Raw genomic sequence first — 18222 nt, forward strand, 5'->3', positions numbered from 1 at the left:
GCAAGAAAAACAAGAAAAGCGATAGAGATGAAAAAGGAGAAAACGCGAAAGTCTTTGGGACACCTACCTAGGCGAAATGGAAAAAGCGGAACACTCTTTTAAGAGTCCAACCTTTGAAAAGCACCGGGAACCGGCTGCTTTTGGACGCGGTTCCGCTTTTGGAATGCAGCCGGCCAGTACAACCCTCGAGCAGGTGTCCCACCGTACTTTAAGCGGTTTTCTCCTTTTTCATCTCTCCACCCAAGCTCGAACAAAGTTTTCCTTACAAAACCGAAAGCAAAATGTAAGGTAGATCAATAGCTACTTGTCTGGAAACTGGTTACAGTTAATACAACGAGAAGCAAACCGACTGCCATTTGAGTTTCGGGAATAAGCTTGGGAGGAATAAATGTGAAAGCATCTGTACTTGAAGTCAGAGACGTTCAAAAAATATACGGAAATCGAGGAGAAAGTCAGTCGCATGCGTTGAAAGGAGTATCGCTGACTATCCAGGAAGGCGAATTTGTCGGAATCATGGGTCCTTCCGGCTCCGGAAAAACGACGCTGCTGAATGTCATTTCCACACTGGATCGCCCCACGGACGGATTCATTCAGATCGCCGGAACGGACATCACCCAGATGAAACAGAATCAGCTTGCGGACTTCCGTTCGCAAAAGCTGGGCTTCATTTTTCAGGACTTCAACCTGCTGGAAAACTTGACGGTGTATGAAAATATCGCCCTGCCCCTGTCGCTGCAAGGCGTCTCTTCGAGCGAGATTGCCCCCAAGGTGCACAAGGTGGCGCAAACGCTGGGGATTCAGGAGATATTGCAGAAGTACCCGGTCCAGATTTCCGGCGGGCAGAAGCAGCGGGCTGCGGCCGCACGTGCGCTGGTGCATGATCCGGCCATTCTGCTGGCTGATGAGCCGACCGGTTCGCTTGACTCCAAAAACGCGAAAAGCTTGCTGGAGACGATGACCGATCTGAACGAGAACCACGGCGTGTCGATCATGATGGTCACGCACGACGCTTTCAGTGCAAGCTATTGCAGGCGCATTCTCTTTATTCAGGACGGAAAATTGTATACGGAAATTCACCGGACACAAGACCGTCAGCAATTCTTCAAGCAAATCCTGGATGTACTTGCCGAGCTGGGTGCATCGCATGATGTGCGCTAGGAGGGAATGCACATGCTGTTGAAGCTTTCGCTTTCAAGTATGCGAAAAATGATGAAGGACTATCTGGTTCTCCTGATCGGTCTGGTCATCTCGATTACGATCTTTTACATGTTCCAGACGCTGGCGCTGAATGGTGACTTTACGAAACAAAATTCGGTGATCAGCTCGATCCAGCTCGTTTTTAATGTAGGCTCTGTTTTGCTGGCGTTCATTACCTTCTTCTATATCTTTTACGCCAACTCGTTCTTGCTGTCGCTCAGACGCAAAGAACTCGGGATGTATATGATATTGGGCGCGAAGAAGAGGAAGATCAGCCAAATCCTGTTTTTGGAAACGCTTGTGCTCGGGATCATTTCCCTGGTCATCGGCACCATCGCGGGAGCAGGGCTGGCGAGCGGGGTAGGGAGCCTGCTGATGAAGCAGCTCGATATCTCGCTTGAAGGCTACCAGCCCTTCTATCTCCCTTCCATCATGATGACGTGCGGGTTCTTTTTGGTGCTCTTTCTGCTGACGTCATCGGTCAATGCAATCAAGCTGGCCCGTGCGACAGAGCTGGACCTCATCCGGGCCGAACAGCAAAATGACAGGGTACAGCGAAAGGGCTTCGCTACGGTTCTGCTTGCACTGATCGGCCTTGCCGGACTCGCAGCAGGTTATTATGCGCTTGTCCATATGGAAGAGCTCAGGGAAATCGGACTCTTCATCGCGGCATCAGCTACCACCATTGGAACCTATTTGATTTTCATCACCCTGCTGCCGGTGTTTGTAAATGCGTTGAAAAAGAATCGGGTGTGGAATGAGCGTAAACTAAATGCTTTCACATTCGCGCAGCTTCGCTTTCGCGTAAACAACCTGACAAAGGTGCTCGGAACGGTAGCGATGCTGATCGCGCTCGGCGTTGGGGCAATGGCTGGGGGCATGGCTTTTCAGAAAAACGTGAGCCTGATGGCGGAAATGGGAAAAGTCTATGACGTCATTATTCACAAGCCTGTGCCTGCAGACTATGAAGCCTTGAAAGCAATGACGGTCGAGGAACAAAACACGTACCGATACAAGGTGGATGATGCGGGGATTTACTACCTGAAGGACGATTTGCTGGCGGATCCGCCGCTAATCAACACGATCGGATTGGAGGACTACGATCCGGACAACCGGGTCAAGCGCGTGTCAACGTCTCTCCCGTCCAAGGTGTACAGCGTGTATGATCATCCTGAGGAAAACCTGGGGCCGGACATCGAGTCGATGCCCCCTGACTGGCAGGAAGCGGTCACGGGCGAATTTATCAACAGCTACGAGATGATCAACGGCAAGGCAGTCCGCATCGTCGATCAAACGACGTATAGCGGTATCCAGGGAGAAGAGCGCTCGGTCGTGCTCGCCAGGGTGGATGACTTTTTAAAGTACAAGCAGGAGCTGAAAGAAATCGATGAGCGGCAAACCCGGTTGTATGCTGATGAGACTGGAGCCGAGGGTCCCCAGCTTTATTCGAAATACACCACATATGCCAGCCTCTATGCCTTTACGAGCGGGACGATGTTCATGGGCTTCTTCCTCGGAATTGCCTTTTTGGCGATGATGGCTAGCTGCCTGATGTTTAAAATCCTGTCCGGGGCTACCCGGGACAAAGACCGCTACAGCATGCTTCGCAAAATCGGAGTTCGCCAGGAATGGCTTGTCGGTTCGATTTACAAGGAGCTGTTCGTCGTCTTCGTGTTTCCTGCCCTGATCGGTCTGGTTCACGTTCTCGTAGGGATGAACATGTTCTCGTTTATCCTGGAAGAACCGTATGTGGGCATTTGGGTACCGATCAGCATTTTCCTGGTCATCTACACATTTTACTATTGGATTACGGTACAGCTTTACAAAGGAATTGTCCTGCCGAAAGAAGCATAAGCGAAAATCCCCCGATTTCCCGGGGGTTTTTTTATGGAGGGAAGCGGCCTACTGCCAAAGGCTCATTCCCTCCAACTCCCCGGTTTTATAAGCAATTTCCCTGATCTTTTCGACATCTGCAATGCGAATCGCACCGCGGTTGGAAAGCTCGATCAGCCCTTGCTGCCGCCATTTTTGCAAAATCTTGTTTACGGTAATGCGGGAGGTGTCGATGTAGCGGGCAAATGACGTTTGATCGATCGGGACGTTTTCATTTTCATGAACGGTGTATAGTCTGATCAAATAATGGGCCATCTGCTGTTCGACCGGACAGTCCTGGAATGCGATGATTTCAGCCAGCAGCCGAACCTTGTATATTTGCGAATTGGTAAAAAGGACGGCGGCCTGGGGGTGATCTTTGCATATATTGGACAGCGCTTCATCGGAGAAGAAGTACAAAACGGAGGGGGAGGTGGTGATGGCGGAAGTCACGTAGGGCCCTTTAAAGGCCCCGTGCTCGCCAGACAATCCGCCGGTTGGCACGTAGTCGATGGTGCGCTCGTGTCCGTTCGCGGATAAGAGGATGATTTTTAAACCGCCGCGATCCAGGTAGTAAAAACCGTTTCCCTGTTCGCCCTGGCGATAGACGGTGGCGTTCTTTTTATACTCCAGCTTTTGGCCATACATCAAAAACGGGGCCCATTTGTAGCGCAGATTGGTCATGGCGATCTCCTTTTCTCGTGATCTGCCTTGGACAGCGGAAGCTAGACAGTCAACGCCGTCTGGGTGTATCGATACGGATAGCGGAGCAATTCCGGTTTCTGGATGACAAAGGTCCGGTTTTTGATCTCGATAATTCTGCTTTCTTTCCACTGCTTCAGAATCTTATAGACGGTGATCCGCGTCAGACCGGCACAGTCGGCCAGGTCTTGCTGGGTGAGCGGAACCTCGTAGTTCTTAAAATCGTCGCAAAGATTCAAAAGAAGGGAGGCAATCTGCCCTTCTGAAGTAAGCGCTTTCATGTTGATGGCAAAAAGGAGAATACGCAGTTTCTGGCTGACAGTTTGTGTGAACAGCGAGAGCAATTCAGGTTGAGCCTTGAGCATTTCTTGAAATTGGGCACAGGAGAAGTGGTAGACGACCGAGTTCTTTACGGCAACGGCTGTGGTGAAGTGCGTATGACGATCCATGGATTGGACGCCCATGATCTGGCCGGGAACGACGATGTTTAACAGACGGTCATTCCCTTTTGCCGTTGTGGAAATGATTTTTACGAGACCTTTATGGAGGTAGTAAAAACCTTCTCCCATCGTGCCTTGCTTGTATATGATCGTTTTTCCTTTACAAAATTGCCGGGTCCCGTACTTCAGGAACGATTCCCATTTCACATCGGTTTCAAACGGAGATACCATATCGAACACTCCTTACAATTGGAATTGTGGATGCTCGAAAAACGGGCTCGGTTGGCGGTTTCGACTACCCGGTCGGGGAGCTTGAGTGAATTTTTGACATCTGCTGGAGCAGGGTGGCTTCCTGGTTTACTTCCTGTATGGCCGAAGCCAGCTCTCTTATGCCTTCTGTCTGTCCCTGGGTCAGATTCTTCGAGTCCAGGACCATTTCCGAGATCGAGGCCATTTCTGCTTGGAGTGAAGAGAGGTTCTGAGAAATCTCTTTGGCAAAATCTCCGGACATCGTTGCCAAACGGCGCATTTCTCCGGCGACGATGTTGAAGCCTCTGCCGTGTTCGCCAGCCCGTGCGGCCTCAATCGAGGCATTCAGGCTGAGAATTTCGGACTGCTTGGCAATCTGCGAGATCGATTTCAATACGGTAAAAGTCGTTTTCAACTGCTCCAGCATCCCGGTCGTGACGGTATGCAGTTTTTCGCTGTGCAAGGATAAGACTTCAGAGCCTTTCTGCATTTCGATGGATTGTGCAGAAACCTCTTCGACGATCGACGACAAATGCCCGGCGATCTGTGTCAGCGTATTTTGTCGATCCAGGCCGACTCCAAAGACAAGGACACCGGCAATGATTCCATTTTCCTTGATGGGAAGTCCGCCGGCCAGATAGGCAATCCCGTATACGGAGGAATCCATGACTTTGCTGACGGGCATCCCTTGCTCCAGGATGTGCTTGGCAAGACTGCCCTCCTTGATCGGAGCGTGAGGAGACAAGCCAAACTGCAGGGTTTTTCCAGGAATATAGGTTAAAAATTTTTCCCGATCCGTTACTCCCAGCGTAAAGTCTTCTTCAAAGCATAAGACCATTTTATGCATGAGAGAAGAAACGCGGACGACATTTTCCAACAGGCTCATTGCCTTCAAACCCCTTCACCAAAAACGTTTTCCGTATCGTTTTGCCACACCAATTCTAAATTTTCAGAACCTTCCACGAATATTATAGATGAAGAAAAAGAGTATTTTCAATCTATGGAGCATGGACAAAACAAAAAAACAGAAATCATGTTAAATGGTTTACATTCAGATGCGATATCAAGCCGTTTTTTGTCAAAAAATGTGGTTGAAACGTTAAGCGCTTTACAATACTCCAGCTTCCCATTTAGTAAAATCATAGCACCGTCCTTTTTGCCTGAAACGGAAAGCGGGCACAAAATTATCGAAAGATTCCGATAGTGGTTGGGGGGTAAGGGAACAATCCGGCGAAACGATCCGGCAGGTTAGACGAAAGCAGCTTGTTCAATGATTCATGAAGGGGTCGTACATGAAAAAATGGAGGGGTAGTCAATGAAAAAGGTAAAAAAATGGGGGGCATCCCTTTTGACGGCTTGTCTGATGATTGTCATGACTGCAGGCTGCGGCGGAAATGCGGCGCCAAGCGGTACTTCCAATCAGCCTGCGGCAGCAGGCGGCGACTCCAAGCCGAGCTACAACTTCAAGCTGGCCCATATTACGCCGCCTACACACATGGCATTTGGCGGCGGAAAAGTTTAAAGAAGAGTTGGACAAGCGTTCCGGAGGCCGGATGAAGCTGGAGATATATCCGTCCAGCCAGTTGGGAACGGAAGCTGACATGGTTCAGCAAATCGGTGCCGGTTCGGTCGATTTCGGCTTGATTACAGCGGCCTATCTCAGCTCCAGGTCTCCTTCATTTTCTGCCTGGTTTACGCCTTATGCATTTCCTGATCTGAAGGCGGCAAATGAAGCCAGGCATACGGACGTAGCCAAAAAAATTCTCGCGACACTGGAGCAGCAGGGATTGGTGGGCCTTGATTATTTATTCGCCGGGCAGCGCGTGATGCTGTTTAAAGACAAAGAGGTACTGAAGCCGGAAGACATGGCGGGACTGAAGCTGCGGGTCACCCCGAGCCCTCCGCTGCAGGATTTTTACAAGTTTGCAGGCGCATCGACGGAAGGACTGCCGCTGCCCGAGGTGTATTCGGCCGTTCAAACCGGCGTGATCGACGGAATGGATATGGACCTCGATGCGACCATCACCAACAAATACTACGAAGTCGTGAAGTACGGGGCTGTGACCAATCATATGGTGTGGCCTGCGGTCGCGATGGTCAGCAAAGGGACGTTCGACAAGATGCCGGATGAGGACAAGCAGATTGTTCGCGACGCCATTGCCGCGGCGGCTGATTTTTCCGCAACGACCAGAGCGGGGCAGGAAGAAGAGTTCAAAAAAACGCTCAGTGACAAAGGAATGAAAATCTATGAGATCGATCCGGCTCTGTTTGGTCCCATCATGAAGGAGTTTGACCAAAAATACGGACCGACCAACCCGCTCATCCAAGAGTTTATCGATACATTCCGCAAATAGGCAGCCAAAGGGGAACAGACCATGAAAGCATTGAGCGACCTCATTTCTACGGTGGAAAAGTATTTAGCCATTGTCCTCATGTTTGCGATGGCTGTCATTGTTGCACTCGCAGTCGTGTTTCGCTACGTGCTGAATGCCCCCCTGTCATGGGCGGGGGAGGTGTCGATCTTTTTATTGATCTGGAGCAGTTTTATCGGCGGCAGCCTGGGACTGAAGTACAAGTCTCAGGCCGCCGTTACCATTGTCCTTGAGTACGCGACGGCGAAGGTAAAGAAAATGGCAGGCATTGCCGGGCATATCCTGATGCTCGTATTTCTCGCGGTGATGCTCTATTACAGCTATACATGGGTGCTGTCGCCAGGCGTTGCTTTTCAAAAGTCGACAGCCATCCTCCTCCCGATGTGGATTCCGTTCAGCGCGGTGCCGGTCGGCTTGACGTTTTCCGCCATCCATCTGTTGTCCAATCTGATCGATCTGATCCGAGAGGAGGAATTCCGTTGACCACATTGGTAATCCTGCTGTTTCTGCTCTTTTTATTGATGGGCATCCCGATTTCCCTTGTCCTGGGCATGATCACGATCGTCTATTTCTTACTCATGGGGAACACAACACTGCTCACATCTACACCGATGCGGCTTTACTCCGGTCTGGAGAATTTCGGCTTGCTGGCGATCCCGCTGTTTATGCTTGCCGGGGAGCTGATGAACGGAGGCGGCATCACGACCAGGCTGGTCCAGTTCGCGAAGGTGTTCGTGGGGCATGTTCGCGGCGGGCTGGCTTATGTGACGGTGGTGTCGAACATGTTTCTGGCTTCGATTCTCGGATCGGCCAATGCGCAGGCTGCGATGATGAGCAAGGTGATGGTTCCGGAAATGGAAAAGGAGGGCTATGACCGGGAATTCTCCTCGGCCTTGACGCTGGCGTCGTCCATCGTCGCGCCGATTATCCCGCCGAGCATGATCTTTATTATTTACGGGACGCTGTCAGGGACCTCGATTGGCGGGCTGTTTATGGCGGGGATTGTTCCCGGCATTATTTACGGGATTGGCTTCACGGCTCTGATCGCTTATTTGGGGTATAAGAACAATTTTCCGAAGAGCAAACGCGCCTCGGGAAAAGAGATGCTGAGAAGAACGGTTCAAGTTTTGCCAGCGCTGCTGGTGCCCTTTATCATCATTTTCGGGATTTTGAGCGGGGCGTTCACGGCGACTGAATCGGCGGCGATTGCCTGTGTCGTCGCATTCCTTGTCGGCACGTTTTTGTACAAGGAGCTGCACGTAAAAAAGCTGCCGCAAATTTTGATCAATACCGTCATCAGCACGGCTACGGTCACCTTTTTGATCGCGATGGCCAACATTTTTGGCTGGATGATCGCTTTTGAGCAAATCCCTCAATTGATCGCGGGTACGATGCTTTCCGTGTCCGACAGTCCGTTTGTGTTTCTGCTGCTGGTCAATCTGCTGCTGCTCTTGCTCGGGATGATCCTGGACGGCATTGCCGCGCTGATTATTTTGGTGCCGGTGCTGATGCCGCTCGTCACTGCATTTCAGATCGATCCGATCCATTTTGGCGTGATCATCTGCATCAACCTGACGATCGGTCTGTTGACACCGCCGGTGGGTACGGGACTCTTTATCGTCTCCTCCATTGCGGAGGTCAAATTTGAGCGGCTTGTAAAAGCGACAATGCCGTTTTTGGTGATGGCGATTGCCATTTTGTTTGTGATCACCTATTGGGAAGATGCCGTCCTGTTCGTGCCGAAAATATTGGGCTTGTCCCAATAACCCCCCCTTTGTCAGGCTGATGCCAAGATTTTCATCTGCCCGCCAAAAAACGGTGAAAAACGTTAAATGCGCTACAATATTCGAAAAAATTCGATATTATAATCCGTTTCAAGGTGAAAAAACAACATTGCCAGGGGAGGATTGTTTATGGGAATTCGTTCAGGTGCTGAATACATCAAAGGTTTGCAATCCCGGCAGCCGGAGATTTGGCTGCAGGGGCGCAGAGTGACAAGTGTGTACGATGAGGCGGTTTTCAAGCAGCCTATACTCGAAATCGCCAAGCTGTACGACATGCAGCATGACCCGGAGTATCAGGACAAGATCACGCACATTTGCGAGGAAACCGGTGAGAGAGTAAACAACGCCTTCCTCCCGGTAAAAAGCGCGGAGGATCTGGAAGCAAGGAGAAATCTGTATGAGGCGTACGCCAAGGCAACGTTCGGCCTGATGGGGAGAACGCCGGATTTTCTCAATATCGTTCTGACTTCCTTGTACAGCAATGCTTCGTTTCTGGAAAAGTACAACCCACAATGGGCGGAAAATGTAAAGAGCTACTACCGGTACATTCGCGACAATGACCTGTTCCTTACACATGCGATCATCAACCCGCAAAATGACCGGAGCAAGACCTCGCATGAACAGCAGGACATGTTTACGCATTTGGGTGCAGTCAGAGAGACACCGGAAGGGCTGATCGTCAGAGGGGCGAAAATGCTGGCCACGCTGGCGCCGATCACGGATGAAGTGATCATCTACTCGTTCCCCGGCTTCAAGCCTGGCGACGAGCGTTACGCGCTTGCGTTTGCCATCCCGATCGATACGCCGGGACTGCGCATCCTGTGCCGCGAGCCGATGCAGGACGGAAAGCGCTCCGTCTACGATCATCCGCTGGCGTCGCGGTTCGAGGAAAGCGATGCGGTGCTCGTCTTCCACGATGTGCTGGTTCCATGGGATCGCGTCTTTTTGTACAACAACGTGGAAGCGGCGAACGGGCTCTATCCGAAAACGGGAATCGCCCAGCAGCCGGCGCACCAGACCGGAGTGAGAGGGCTGATCAAGCTGCAGTTTGCCACGGAGGTGGCGGTCCGCCTGGCTGACTCCATCGGGGTAGACGTGTATCTGAACGTCCAAAATGACCTGGGAGAGCTGATTCAGTCCGTCGAGTGCATCCGGGCGCTGCTGCGGACAGCCGAGCGGGAGTGCGATGTGCTGCCTTCGGGTGAAATGATGCCAGGCTGGGTGCCGCTCGAGACGATTCGCGGACTGCTCCCGAAAATGTACCCGCGGGCGATCGAAGTGCTGCAAATCATCGGCGCAGGCGGATTGCTCATGTCTCCGACGGATGCCGATATGGTTCACCCGGAACTGGCCGAGGACATGGAGAAGTACTACGCCGGACGGGCGGGCATCTCCGGATCGGAGCGCGTCCGACTGTTCAAGCTGGCCTGGGATTTGTGCGGCGAAGCGTTCGGGCAGCGGCTGCTCCAGTACGAGCGCTATTACACGGGCGACCCGATCCGAAAAAGGGCGATTTTCTACAACAACTACAAACGCGAACGTTCTTTTTCCCTTGTGGATGACGCTCTCAGTGTGTTTGAGGGGAAAAAGACAGCGGAGTCGGTGCTTCCGGTCAAGCGGGCAAGCGGAGCTGACTAAGCGGCGAAAGCGGTAAAAGCGGTAAAAGCGGCAAAAGCCGCAAAAGCCGCAAAAGCCGCAAAAGCCGCAAAAGCCGCAAAAGCCGCAAACGTAGTGTAAGTCTACCGAAAGAATCTGCCTGAAGGGAGGGTTTCCGGTGAAAGTGCTGGGTATATCCGGAACCATTATCGGAGCAAAGACGAGCATCCTCGTGCATAAAGTCTTGGAAGAAGTGAAAAAGGAAGCCCCTGAGCTTGAGACAGAGCTGCTGGACCTGAGGGACTTCAAAATGTCGCTGTGTGATGGGCGAGATCCGTCCACCTATCCCGATGACACGAAAAAGGTAATTGATCTCGTAACGTCGGCTGATTGCTACATCATTGGAACGCCGATTTTCCAAGGGTCGCTGACCGGCGCCCTGAAAAACTTGTTTGACCACATTCCGCCGCAGGCGCTGCGCAACAAGGTGATGGGATTTGTCGCCAATGGCGGGACGTACCAGCATTACCTGGTGGTGGAGAACCAACTGAAGCCTATCGCAGGATATTTCCGGGCCTATGTGGCCCCGGGCTTCGTCTACGCCCACCCGGACCATTTCAATCAGCAAAACGAGATTGTGGACGAGGATGTTCTGAGCCGCATCAGCCATCTGGCAAAAGAAGTCGTACTGCTGCAAAAAGCGCTGAAGGGCGCGGCCGATCTGTCAGCGCAGCGGTAATCCGCTGAAAAGCAACCATCAAAAGCGAACGGGAGTGATTTGCATGAGCATCCTGGCACCGATAAATTTGGCGAAGTTCATTGAGGAGAACAAAGACCAGCTCAAGCCGCCGGTCAACAACAAGGTGATCTGGAAAGACGCCGAGCTGATGGTCATGCTGCTCGGCGGCCCCAACAAACGGCGCGACTTCCACGTGGACCCCTCGGAGGAGATTTTCTATCAGATCAAGGGCGACTGCTATGTGGAGATCATCAACTACGAGGGAAAACGCGAAGTAATTACGGTCAAGGAGGGAGAGATGTTCCTGCTTCCTCCCAACGTTCCGCATTCGCCGCACCGGGTAGCCGATACGATCGGGCTGGTCATCGAGCGAAACCGGGCGGAAGGAGAGCTGGAGGACTTCGTCTGGTTCTGCGACGAGTGCGACAGCGAAATGCATCGCGCCACCGTGCAGCTGACCAATATCGAGGTTCAGGTGAAAGAAGCGATTCACGGCTTCAACAGCAATCTGGAGCTGCGGACATGCAAAAATTGCGGGCACGTCATGCCTCCGGAAGCGAGTGAGTGGAAATGCGAGTAGACTTCCACACGCACATCATTCCGGAAGACCTCCCCAATCTGGCTGAGAAATTTCAAGGCGAGCGCTGGCCCGTCCTGCAGCGGACCTGCGCGTGCGGCGCCAACATCATGGTCGCGGGCAAAGTGTTCCGGGAAGTGACCGATCAGGTGTGGGACCCTGCCAAGCGGATTTCTGACATGGAGCGGGAAAAGGTCGACATGCAGGTCATCTCGCCGATTCCGGTCACGTTCTCCTACTGGGCCCCTGCTGAAGAAGCGGAGCTGATGGCCCGCATCCAAAACGATTTTATCGCGGACACGGTCAGGCAGCATCCCGAGCGCTTTCTCGGGCTTGGGACCGTGCCCCTGCAAAATGCGGAGGTTGCGATTCGTGAAATGGACCGCTGCATGCATGAGCTCGGCCTCAAGGGGATCGAGATCGGTACGAATGTGAATGGCAACAACCTGGACGATCCGTCTCTGATTCCCTTCTTTGAAATGTGCGAGAAGTGGGAGGTGCCGCTGTTTGTCCACCCGTGGGAGACACTCGGCCGAGAGCGGATGCCCCGGCACAACCTGATGTATACGGTGGGGATGCCGAGCGAGACGGCCTTGGCTGCTGCCAGCCTGATTCTCGGCGGCGTGATGGAAAAATTCCCTCGGCTGAAGATTTGCTTTGCCCACGGCGGAGGGTCATTTCCTTACATTCTTCCCCGCCTGGACCAGGGCTGGAAGGTATGGCCGCATCTGAGGCTGACCGAGCAGCCGCCAAGCCACTACGCCAAGAGCTTTTATTTCGATTCGCTGAACTACGATCCGCTGAACATTCAATACATGGTGGACCGCTTTGGCGCCGACCGCATTTTGATGGGGTCGGACTACCCGTTCTTGCTGCGGGAAATTCCTCCGGGCGAGGTCATAGACAATGCGCTTTCGCTCACCGAGGAGCAGAAGCGGGCGATGCTGGGCGAAAACGCGCTGCGCTTCCTGAATATGAGCGAGGGCAGGTGAGAGGGAGATGACTACACATGCGGCTACACCGGAACAAAGATTGCAGGAATTGGGGCTATCGCTTCCGGCCCCACGGCAGGCAGCAGGAAACTACGTAGGCTGTGTCCGCGCAGGCAGCCTGTTGTTTACCGCCGGACAAGGGACAGATGAATACCGCGGCAAGCTCGGCGATGATGTGTCGGTGGAAACAGGCTACATGGCAGCCAGGCAATGCATGCTCAACCTGCTGGCTGTCGTCAAGGCGGAGATCGGCGAGCTGAGCCGCGTAAAGCGGGTGGTGAAAATCCTCGGGTTTGTCAACAGCGCCCCCGATTTTACGGATCAGCCCAAGGTCATGAACGGAGCGTCCGATCTGCTGGTGCAGATTTTCGGGGAGAAGGGGAGGCACGGGCGTTCCGCCGTCGGGATGGCCCAGCTTCCGCACAATAATGCGGTGGAAGTCGAAATGATTCTGGAAATCGAAGAGTAGGAGGCTTTCACATGAGTCAGACTACACAGGCAAATCAGCGAAAGTTGAAGGACGCAAAGCTGTTTATCGACGGAGCATACGTGGACGCGATCTCCGGGGAGACATTTGACACGCTCGATCCCGCGACCAATCTCAAGCTGGCCTCGGTGGCAAATGCGGGCGAAGAGGATGTGAGAAAGGCGATCGAGGTAGCCCAGCGCACGTTTGAAAGCGGCGTCTGGAGCAGGATGCCCGTCGAAGAAAGAGCGAAGATTCTCTGCAAAATGTCCGATCTCGTCATGGAGCGGGTGGAGGAATTGGCGCTGGTGGAGACGCTTGACGTCGGCAAGCCGATCAAGGAGAGCCGCGGCTTTGACATCCCCAGAGCCGCCTGGAATTTGCGCTTTTTCGCCGAAATGGCCAAGTATCTCGTACATGAACATTACGAAATGAACGGCTTCATGTCCTACGCCAAATACGCTCCCGCAGGCGTGACCAGCCTGATCATTCCGTGGAATCTGCCGTTTATGCAGATGACGTGGAAAGCGTCGGCTGCACTGGCGGCGGGCAATACGGTCATCGTCAAGCCCGCCTCCTATACGCCGCTGAGCGCGGTCATGATGGGCGAAATCGCCAACGAGGCAGGCTTGCCGCCGGGCGTTTTGAACATCCTGACGGGGCCGGGCGGAACAGTCGGCACCGCGATGACCACACACCCGCATGTCCGCCGGATATCGTTCGTCGGGGAGACCACGACAGGCAAAACCGTAATGCGGAACGCTGCTAGCCAGCTCATTCCCGTTTCGCTCGAATTGGGCGGAAAATCAGCCAACATCGTCTTTGCGGACGCAGATCTGGATGAGGCGGTGAAAGGGTCGATCGAGGCGATTTTCCGCAACCAGGGCGAAATTTGCCTGGCCGGATCGCGCCTCTTGGTCCAAAAGAGCATCTACGATCAATTCCTGGACAAATTTGTGCAGGCGGTGAAAAAAATCAAGGTTGGCAATCCGCTCGACCCGGATACCGACATGGGGGCGCTTGTCTCCCGCAGCCACCTGGCCACGGTGGATGAATACGTCCGGATCGGACTGTCAGAGGGAGCCAAGCTCGCTTTTGGCGGCAAGCGCATCACCAGTCTGGGGGACGGCAATTTTTACGAGCCGACCGTGCTCTACGATGTGGACAACAAAATGAGGGTAGCCCAAGAGGAGATTTTCGGTCCGGTCATCGTCATCATTCCGTTTGAAACAGAAGAAGAAGCCATCCAGATCGCCAATGACTCCATCTACGGGCTGGCCGGCGTCGTCTGGACGAACGACCTCAGACGCGCTCACCGCGTGGCGGATCAGGTGCAGTCCGGGCTGCTGTGGATCAACTGCTGGTATGTGCGCGATTTGCGAACGCCTTTTGGTGGAGCAAAAGCGAGCGGAATCGGCCGGGAAGGCGGACGGCACAGCTTCGAATTTTATACGGAAGCCAAGACGATCACGATGAAAAGATAGCGGTCGGAAACAACGTGCGGGAGGGATACGGCAATGGACGAGGAAAAAATCAAGCGGCTCGCCGACCATCTGGCGGAGGCGGAGAGAAGCGGCCTGGCTGTCGAGCCGATTACGAAAATAGAGCCGGAGATTTCGGTCGAAGACGCGTATCGCGTGCAGCTTTTGACCGTCGGGCGGAAAGTGAATGCGGGCGATGTGATTACGGGTAAAAAAATCGGTCTAACCTCGCTGGCGATGCAAACCCTGCTCGGGGTAGACCAGCCGGACTACGGTCATCTGCTTGACAGCATGGCTGTGGAAAATCACGGTCACATCTCCTGCAAAAAAGTGCTGCAGCCGAAGGTAGAGGCGGAAATCGCCTTCTTTCTGAAGCGCGACTTGAAAGGCCCGCGCGTGACGGCTCTCGATGTCATGCTGGCGACCGAATATGTGGTCCCAGCACTCGAAGTCGTGGACAGCCGCATCGCCGACTGGAAGATCAAGCTGGAGGACACCGTTGCGGACAATGCGTCCTCCGGCTTCTACGTATTGGGCGGGCGTCCGGTGAAGCCAGACCAGATCGACCTCGTCATGGCCGGCATGGTGCTGTACAAAAACGGCGAGGTTATGAATACGGGTGTGGGCGCGGCGGCATTGGGCAATCCGGCTGTATGCGTCGCCTGGCTCGCCAACAAACTGGCCGAATTCGATATTCCGCTCAAAGCGGGGGAAGTGATTCTATCCGGTGCTTTGTCTGCGGCCATCGCGGCGGAGCCGGGCGATTCGTTCCGCGCCAGGATTGCCCATCTGGGCGAAGTCGGTGTCCGGTTTACAAGCTAAGTGTCAAGGGAGGGAGAGCCATGTCCAGGAAAAAGGTTGCGATCCTCGGATCGGGAAACATCGGCACGGACTTGCTGATGAAGCTGGAGCGTTCCAAATATTTGGAGGTCACGGCGATGATCGGGATCGATCCCGACTCAGACGGGCTGTTGCGGGCGAAAAAAGCGGGGTACGAGGTGTTTGACGGAGGGCTGAAGCAGTTTTTGGACAATGCCCCGGAGCTTGCCGACATCGTTTTTGACGCGACCTCAGCGAAAGCGCATATCCGTCACGCCAAGGCGCTCAGGGAGGCCGGAAAGCTTGCCATCGACCTGACTCCGGCAGCAATCGGCCCGTATGTCGTTCCCAGCGTCAACCTGGGAGAGCATTTGCATGAATGCAACATCAATCTGATCACCTGCGGGGGGCAGGCCACGATCCCGATCGTCCATGCGGTTCACCGGGTTTGCCCTGTCAGCTATGCGGAGATCGTAGCGGCCATCTCCAGCAAAAGCGCAGGTCCGGGCACCCGTGCCAATATCGACGAATTTACCGAAACGACCGCCCGCGGTCTGGAAGTGATTGGCGGGGCCAAGCAGGGCAAGGCGATCATCATTCTCAATCCGGCCGAGCCGCCGATCATGATGCGGGACACGGTGTACGCGCTGGTGGAGGGCGAGGTGGACGAACAGGCAATAACCGCTTCCATCGAGCAGACCGTTGCCTTTATTCAGTCATACGTGCCCGGCTATCGCCTCCGTACAGAGCCGCTGTTTGACGGCAACCGCGTAACGGTGGTGCTGGAGCTGGAAGGTGCAGGTGATTACCTGCCCAAATACGCCGGGAATCTGGACATCATGACTGCGACTGCGGTCAAAGTGGCGGAGGAATTCGCCAAGCCTCACGTCGGGGCGGCGTCCGTCTGAAAAGGGAGGGAAAGAAATGACTGATAAACGGGAGATTCTCGTCACCGAAGTAGCGCTTCGCGACGGAAGTCACGCGATCAAGCACCAGTTTACCGTCGAGCAGGTCGTCCGTGTGGCCCGCGCCCTCGACGAAGCAAACGTGCCCTTTATCGAGGTCTCTCACGGAGACGGGCTGGCCGGTTCTTCTCTGCAATACGGCTTGTCGCGTACAAATGAGATGGAATTGATCGAAGCGGCCGTCTCCGTCTGCAAGCAGGCGACCATCGGCGTTTTGCTGCTGCCGGGGATCGGCACGATCAAGGATTTGAATGCCGCCGCGAAGCTTGGTGTAGGCATGGCACGGATTGCCACCCATTCCACCGAAGCGGACATTTCGGCACAGCACATCGCCCGTTCCAAGGAGCTGGGGCTTTTAACGGTCGGCTTTCTGATGATGGCCCATATGGCCCCGCCCGCCAAGCTGGCGGAACAGGCAAAATTGATGGAAAGCTACGGAGCAGATGTCGTCTATATCGTCGATTCCGCAGGAGCGCTGCTCCCCGACCAGGTCGCGGAGCGAGTCCGGGCGCTCAAGGAAAGCCTGGAAGTCCCGGTCGGCTTTCACGCGCACAACAACCTGTCTCTGGCGATGGCCAATACGCTGGCCGCGATCAAGGAAGGCGCTACCCGCATCGACGGCAGTGTCCGCTGCCTCGGGGCCGGGGCAGGCAACACGCAGACAGAGGTGTTCGTTGCCGTGATGGAGCGGATGGGCATCCATACCGGAATCGATCTGTACAAAATGATGGACCTGGCGGAAGACATCGTGGCGCCTCTGATCCAGGTGCCCCAGGAGATTACGAGAAACTCGCTCGTGCTCGGCTATGCCGGCGTCTACTCCAGCTTCCGCCTGCATGCGGAACGGGCGGCAAAGCGCTTCGGGATCGATTCCCGCGACATTTTGATCGAGCTTGGAGCGCGAAAGGCTGTCGGCGGGCAGGAAGACATGATCATCGATGTCGCCGCCGAGATCGCGAAGCGACAGGCAGCGGTTGAAAGCAGATAGGAGGGAAGCGGCATGCTCGCGGAACAAGTATGCAGAGCGCTCGCGCAAAAGCTGGTCGACGCCGAGCTTGGCAAGCAGGAGATCGTGAAATTGACGGCAGAGTATCCCGAGCTGTCCGTTGAGGACGGCTACCTGATTCAGGAAGAGCTGATCAAGCTCAAGAACGAGCAGGGACACAGTGTACTGGCGCTGAAAATGGGCCTGACCAGCCAGGCCAAAATGAAGCAGATGAACGTGCATGAGCCGATCTGCGGCGTCATTTTCGATTATATGGCGATCGACAACGGCATTCTCCCATTGGGCGAGCTGATTCATCCAAAGGTGGAGGCGGAAATCGCGTTTGTTCTGGGCAAAGACATCGCGGGACCGGGCGTCACCGGAGCGCAGGTGCTGGCCGCGACGGAGTATGTGCTGCCGGCGCTGGAGATCATCGACAGCCGGTACAAAAACTTCGAGTTCACGCTTCCCGATGTCATCGCTGACAACACGTCGTCATCCCGGGTCTTTTTTGGCTCCCGCCTGAAAAGGCCGGACGAACTGGAGCTGGACCTCGTCGGAGTGACTCTCTCGATTAATGGACAGATGAAGGACTTGGGGGCGGGAGCCGCTGTACTTGGGCACCCGGCCCACTCTGTCGCGATGCTGGCCAATATGCTGGCAAGAAAAGGGGAGAAGCTCCGGGCGGGGCAGGTCATTTTATCCGGCGGCATTACAGGCGCACATCAGCTGTTTGCAGGTAACGTCGTATCCGCACACTGGGACGGACTGGGCGGTATTGATTTTGTGGTGAAAGAGTAAGCGCTTTGCCTGCTGCGGCGAAGCGGAATGGACACGAGTTTGCGCTGGTTTGGGCGGGCTCGTGTTTTTTGTTTTTTTCTGCGACTAGCCAGTGGCCCGTTCCGGCTCATCTGTATTTTCGTCTGCTTCTTTGCTGTCATTTATACTATAATAAAATGAAATTAGGAATAATGTACTAGGAGAGA

The 18222-nt window shown here is 54.2% G+C and carries 19 protein-coding genes; 16 read left to right on the top strand and 3 right to left on the bottom strand.

The features are described from left to right. Nucleotides 1–390: 390 nt before the first annotated feature. Nucleotides 391–1158: an ABC transporter ATP-binding protein gene (locus tag EDM54_RS00790; protein WP_003389331.1), complete on the top strand. Its 768-nt coding sequence runs from the start codon at nt 391–393 to the stop codon at nt 1156–1158. A 12-nt stretch (nt 1159–1170) separates the two neighbouring features. Then, a complete protein-coding gene (locus EDM54_RS00795) occupies nt 1171–3051 on the top strand; it encodes an ABC transporter permease (RefSeq protein ID WP_122957598.1) in 1881 nt (626 codons plus the stop codon). Nucleotides 3052–3099: 48 nt separating this feature from the next. Here the strand turns inward: EDM54_RS00795 and EDM54_RS00800 are convergent, their stop codons facing one another. The 3 genes from EDM54_RS00800 to EDM54_RS00810 form a co-directional block, all read right to left on the bottom strand. After that, nucleotides 3100–3753: a Crp/Fnr family transcriptional regulator gene (locus EDM54_RS00800; protein WP_003389329.1), complete on the bottom strand. Its 654-nt coding sequence runs from the start codon at nt 3751–3753 to the stop codon at nt 3100–3102. 41 nt (nt 3754–3794) lie between these two features. Further along, nucleotides 3795–4442 carry a Crp/Fnr family transcriptional regulator gene (locus tag EDM54_RS00805; RefSeq protein WP_122957599.1) on the bottom strand — a complete coding sequence of 216 codons (648 nt, stop codon included), beginning with the start codon at nt 4440–4442 and terminating at the stop codon, nt 3795–3797. Between the two features lie 64 nt (nt 4443–4506). Beyond that, entirely contained in the window at nt 4507–5346 is an 840-nt protein-coding gene (locus tag EDM54_RS00810; protein WP_039070021.1) for a methyl-accepting chemotaxis protein, read from the bottom strand. Between the two features lie 429 nt (nt 5347–5775). Here EDM54_RS00810 and EDM54_RS26825 point away from each other — a divergent pair, with 429 nt between their 5' ends. The 14 genes from EDM54_RS26825 to EDM54_RS00875 all read left to right on the top strand — a co-directional run bounded on the left by EDM54_RS26825 (nt 5776) and on the right by EDM54_RS00875 (nt 18037). Then, on the top strand, nt 5776–5982 hold the full coding sequence (locus EDM54_RS26825; RefSeq protein ID WP_255320293.1) for a hypothetical protein: 207 nt from the start codon (nt 5776–5778) through the stop codon (nt 5980–5982). A 7-nt stretch (nt 5983–5989) separates the two neighbouring features. Next, entirely contained in the window at nt 5990–6814 is an 825-nt protein-coding gene (locus tag EDM54_RS00815; RefSeq protein ID WP_259676333.1) for a TRAP transporter substrate-binding protein, read from the top strand. Between the two features lie 21 nt (nt 6815–6835). After that, nucleotides 6836–7315 carry a TRAP transporter small permease gene (locus tag EDM54_RS00820; RefSeq protein ID WP_031932076.1) on the top strand — a complete coding sequence of 160 codons (480 nt, stop codon included), beginning with the start codon at nt 6836–6838 and terminating at the stop codon, nt 7313–7315. Further along, nucleotides 7312–8598, top strand: a complete 1287-nt coding sequence (locus tag EDM54_RS00825) for a TRAP transporter large permease (protein WP_031932077.1) — start codon at nt 7312–7314, stop codon at nt 8596–8598. The genes EDM54_RS00820 and EDM54_RS00825 overlap by 4 nt, the downstream gene beginning before the upstream one ends. A gap of 147 nt (nt 8599–8745) precedes the next feature. Then, nucleotides 8746–10254: a 4-hydroxyphenylacetate 3-hydroxylase family protein gene (locus EDM54_RS00830; protein WP_039070020.1), complete on the top strand. Its 1509-nt coding sequence runs from the start codon at nt 8746–8748 to the stop codon at nt 10252–10254. A gap of 136 nt (nt 10255–10390) precedes the next feature. Next, on the top strand, nt 10391–10951 hold the full coding sequence (locus EDM54_RS00835) for an NADPH-dependent FMN reductase (RefSeq protein WP_003389321.1): 561 nt from the start codon (nt 10391–10393) through the stop codon (nt 10949–10951). 43 nt (nt 10952–10994) lie between these two features. Next, nucleotides 10995–11531, top strand: a complete 537-nt coding sequence (locus EDM54_RS00840) for a 3-hydroxyanthranilate 3,4-dioxygenase (RefSeq protein ID WP_003389320.1) — start codon at nt 10995–10997, stop codon at nt 11529–11531. Then, complete coding sequence (locus EDM54_RS00845) at nt 11522–12520, top strand: amidohydrolase family protein (protein WP_122957624.1); 999 nt, start codon at nt 11522–11524, stop codon at nt 12518–12520. Before EDM54_RS00840 ends, EDM54_RS00845 begins: the two co-directional genes overlap by 10 nt. 7 nt (nt 12521–12527) lie before the next feature. Continuing rightward, nucleotides 12528–12989, top strand: coding sequence for a RidA family protein (locus EDM54_RS00850; protein ID WP_031932080.1), 462 nt, complete (start codon nt 12528–12530; stop codon nt 12987–12989). Between the two features lie 11 nt (nt 12990–13000). Next, nucleotides 13001–14470 carry an aldehyde dehydrogenase gene (locus tag EDM54_RS00855; protein ID WP_003389317.1) on the top strand — a complete coding sequence of 490 codons (1470 nt, stop codon included), beginning with the start codon at nt 13001–13003 and terminating at the stop codon, nt 14468–14470. A gap of 33 nt (nt 14471–14503) precedes the next feature. Further along, complete coding sequence (locus EDM54_RS00860) at nt 14504–15289, top strand: 2-keto-4-pentenoate hydratase (RefSeq protein ID WP_003389316.1); 786 nt, start codon at nt 14504–14506, stop codon at nt 15287–15289. A gap of 20 nt (nt 15290–15309) precedes the next feature. Next, a complete protein-coding gene (locus EDM54_RS00865) occupies nt 15310–16194 on the top strand; it encodes an acetaldehyde dehydrogenase (acetylating) (protein WP_122957600.1) in 885 nt (294 codons plus the stop codon). 16 nt (nt 16195–16210) lie between these two features. Beyond that, complete coding sequence (gene dmpG, locus EDM54_RS00870; RefSeq protein ID WP_122957601.1) at nt 16211–17239, top strand: 4-hydroxy-2-oxovalerate aldolase; 1029 nt, start codon at nt 16211–16213, stop codon at nt 17237–17239. A gap of 12 nt (nt 17240–17251) precedes the next feature. Further along, nucleotides 17252–18037: a 2-keto-4-pentenoate hydratase gene (locus tag EDM54_RS00875; protein ID WP_122957602.1), complete on the top strand. Its 786-nt coding sequence runs from the start codon at nt 17252–17254 to the stop codon at nt 18035–18037. Nucleotides 18038–18222 lie beyond the last annotated feature (185 nt).

Origin of the sequence: Brevibacillus borstelensis, assembly GCF_003710865.1 — a bacterium.
Lineage (GTDB): Bacteria > Bacillota > Bacilli > Brevibacillales > Brevibacillaceae > Brevibacillus > Brevibacillus borstelensis.

What these genes read in the sequence shown, in the direction of transcription:
- EDM54_RS00795 (WP_122957598.1), top strand. Translation starts at nt 1,171, where the DNA reads ATGCTGTTGAAGCTTTCGCTTTCAAGTATGCGAAAAATGATGAAGGAC.
- EDM54_RS00800 (WP_003389329.1), bottom strand. Translation starts at nt 3,753, where the DNA reads ATGACCAATCTGCGCTACAAATGGGCCCCGTTTTTGATGTATGGCCAA.
- EDM54_RS00805 (WP_122957599.1), bottom strand. Translation starts at nt 4,442, where the DNA reads ATGGTATCTCCGTTTGAAACCGATGTGAAATGGGAATCGTTCCTGAAG.
- EDM54_RS00810 (WP_039070021.1), bottom strand. Translation starts at nt 5,346, where the DNA reads ATGAGCCTGTTGGAAAATGTCGTCCGCGTTTCTTCTCTCATGCATAAA.
- EDM54_RS26825 (WP_255320293.1), top strand. Translation starts at nt 5,776, where the DNA reads ATGAAAAAGGTAAAAAAATGGGGGGCATCCCTTTTGACGGCTTGTCTG.
- EDM54_RS00820 (WP_031932076.1), top strand. Translation starts at nt 6,836, where the DNA reads ATGAAAGCATTGAGCGACCTCATTTCTACGGTGGAAAAGTATTTAGCC.
- EDM54_RS00830 (WP_039070020.1), top strand. Translation starts at nt 8,746, where the DNA reads ATGGGAATTCGTTCAGGTGCTGAATACATCAAAGGTTTGCAATCCCGG.
- EDM54_RS00840 (WP_003389320.1), top strand. Translation starts at nt 10,995, where the DNA reads ATGAGCATCCTGGCACCGATAAATTTGGCGAAGTTCATTGAGGAGAAC.
- EDM54_RS00845 (WP_122957624.1), top strand. Translation starts at nt 11,522, where the DNA reads ATGCGAGTAGACTTCCACACGCACATCATTCCGGAAGACCTCCCCAAT.
- EDM54_RS00850 (WP_031932080.1), top strand. Translation starts at nt 12,528, where the DNA reads ATGACTACACATGCGGCTACACCGGAACAAAGATTGCAGGAATTGGGG.
- EDM54_RS00855 (WP_003389317.1), top strand. Translation starts at nt 13,001, where the DNA reads ATGAGTCAGACTACACAGGCAAATCAGCGAAAGTTGAAGGACGCAAAG.
- EDM54_RS00860 (WP_003389316.1), top strand. Translation starts at nt 14,504, where the DNA reads ATGGACGAGGAAAAAATCAAGCGGCTCGCCGACCATCTGGCGGAGGCG.
- EDM54_RS00865 (WP_122957600.1), top strand. Translation starts at nt 15,310, where the DNA reads ATGTCCAGGAAAAAGGTTGCGATCCTCGGATCGGGAAACATCGGCACG.
- dmpG (WP_122957601.1), top strand. Translation starts at nt 16,211, where the DNA reads ATGACTGATAAACGGGAGATTCTCGTCACCGAAGTAGCGCTTCGCGAC.
- EDM54_RS00875 (WP_122957602.1), top strand. Translation starts at nt 17,252, where the DNA reads ATGCTCGCGGAACAAGTATGCAGAGCGCTCGCGCAAAAGCTGGTCGAC.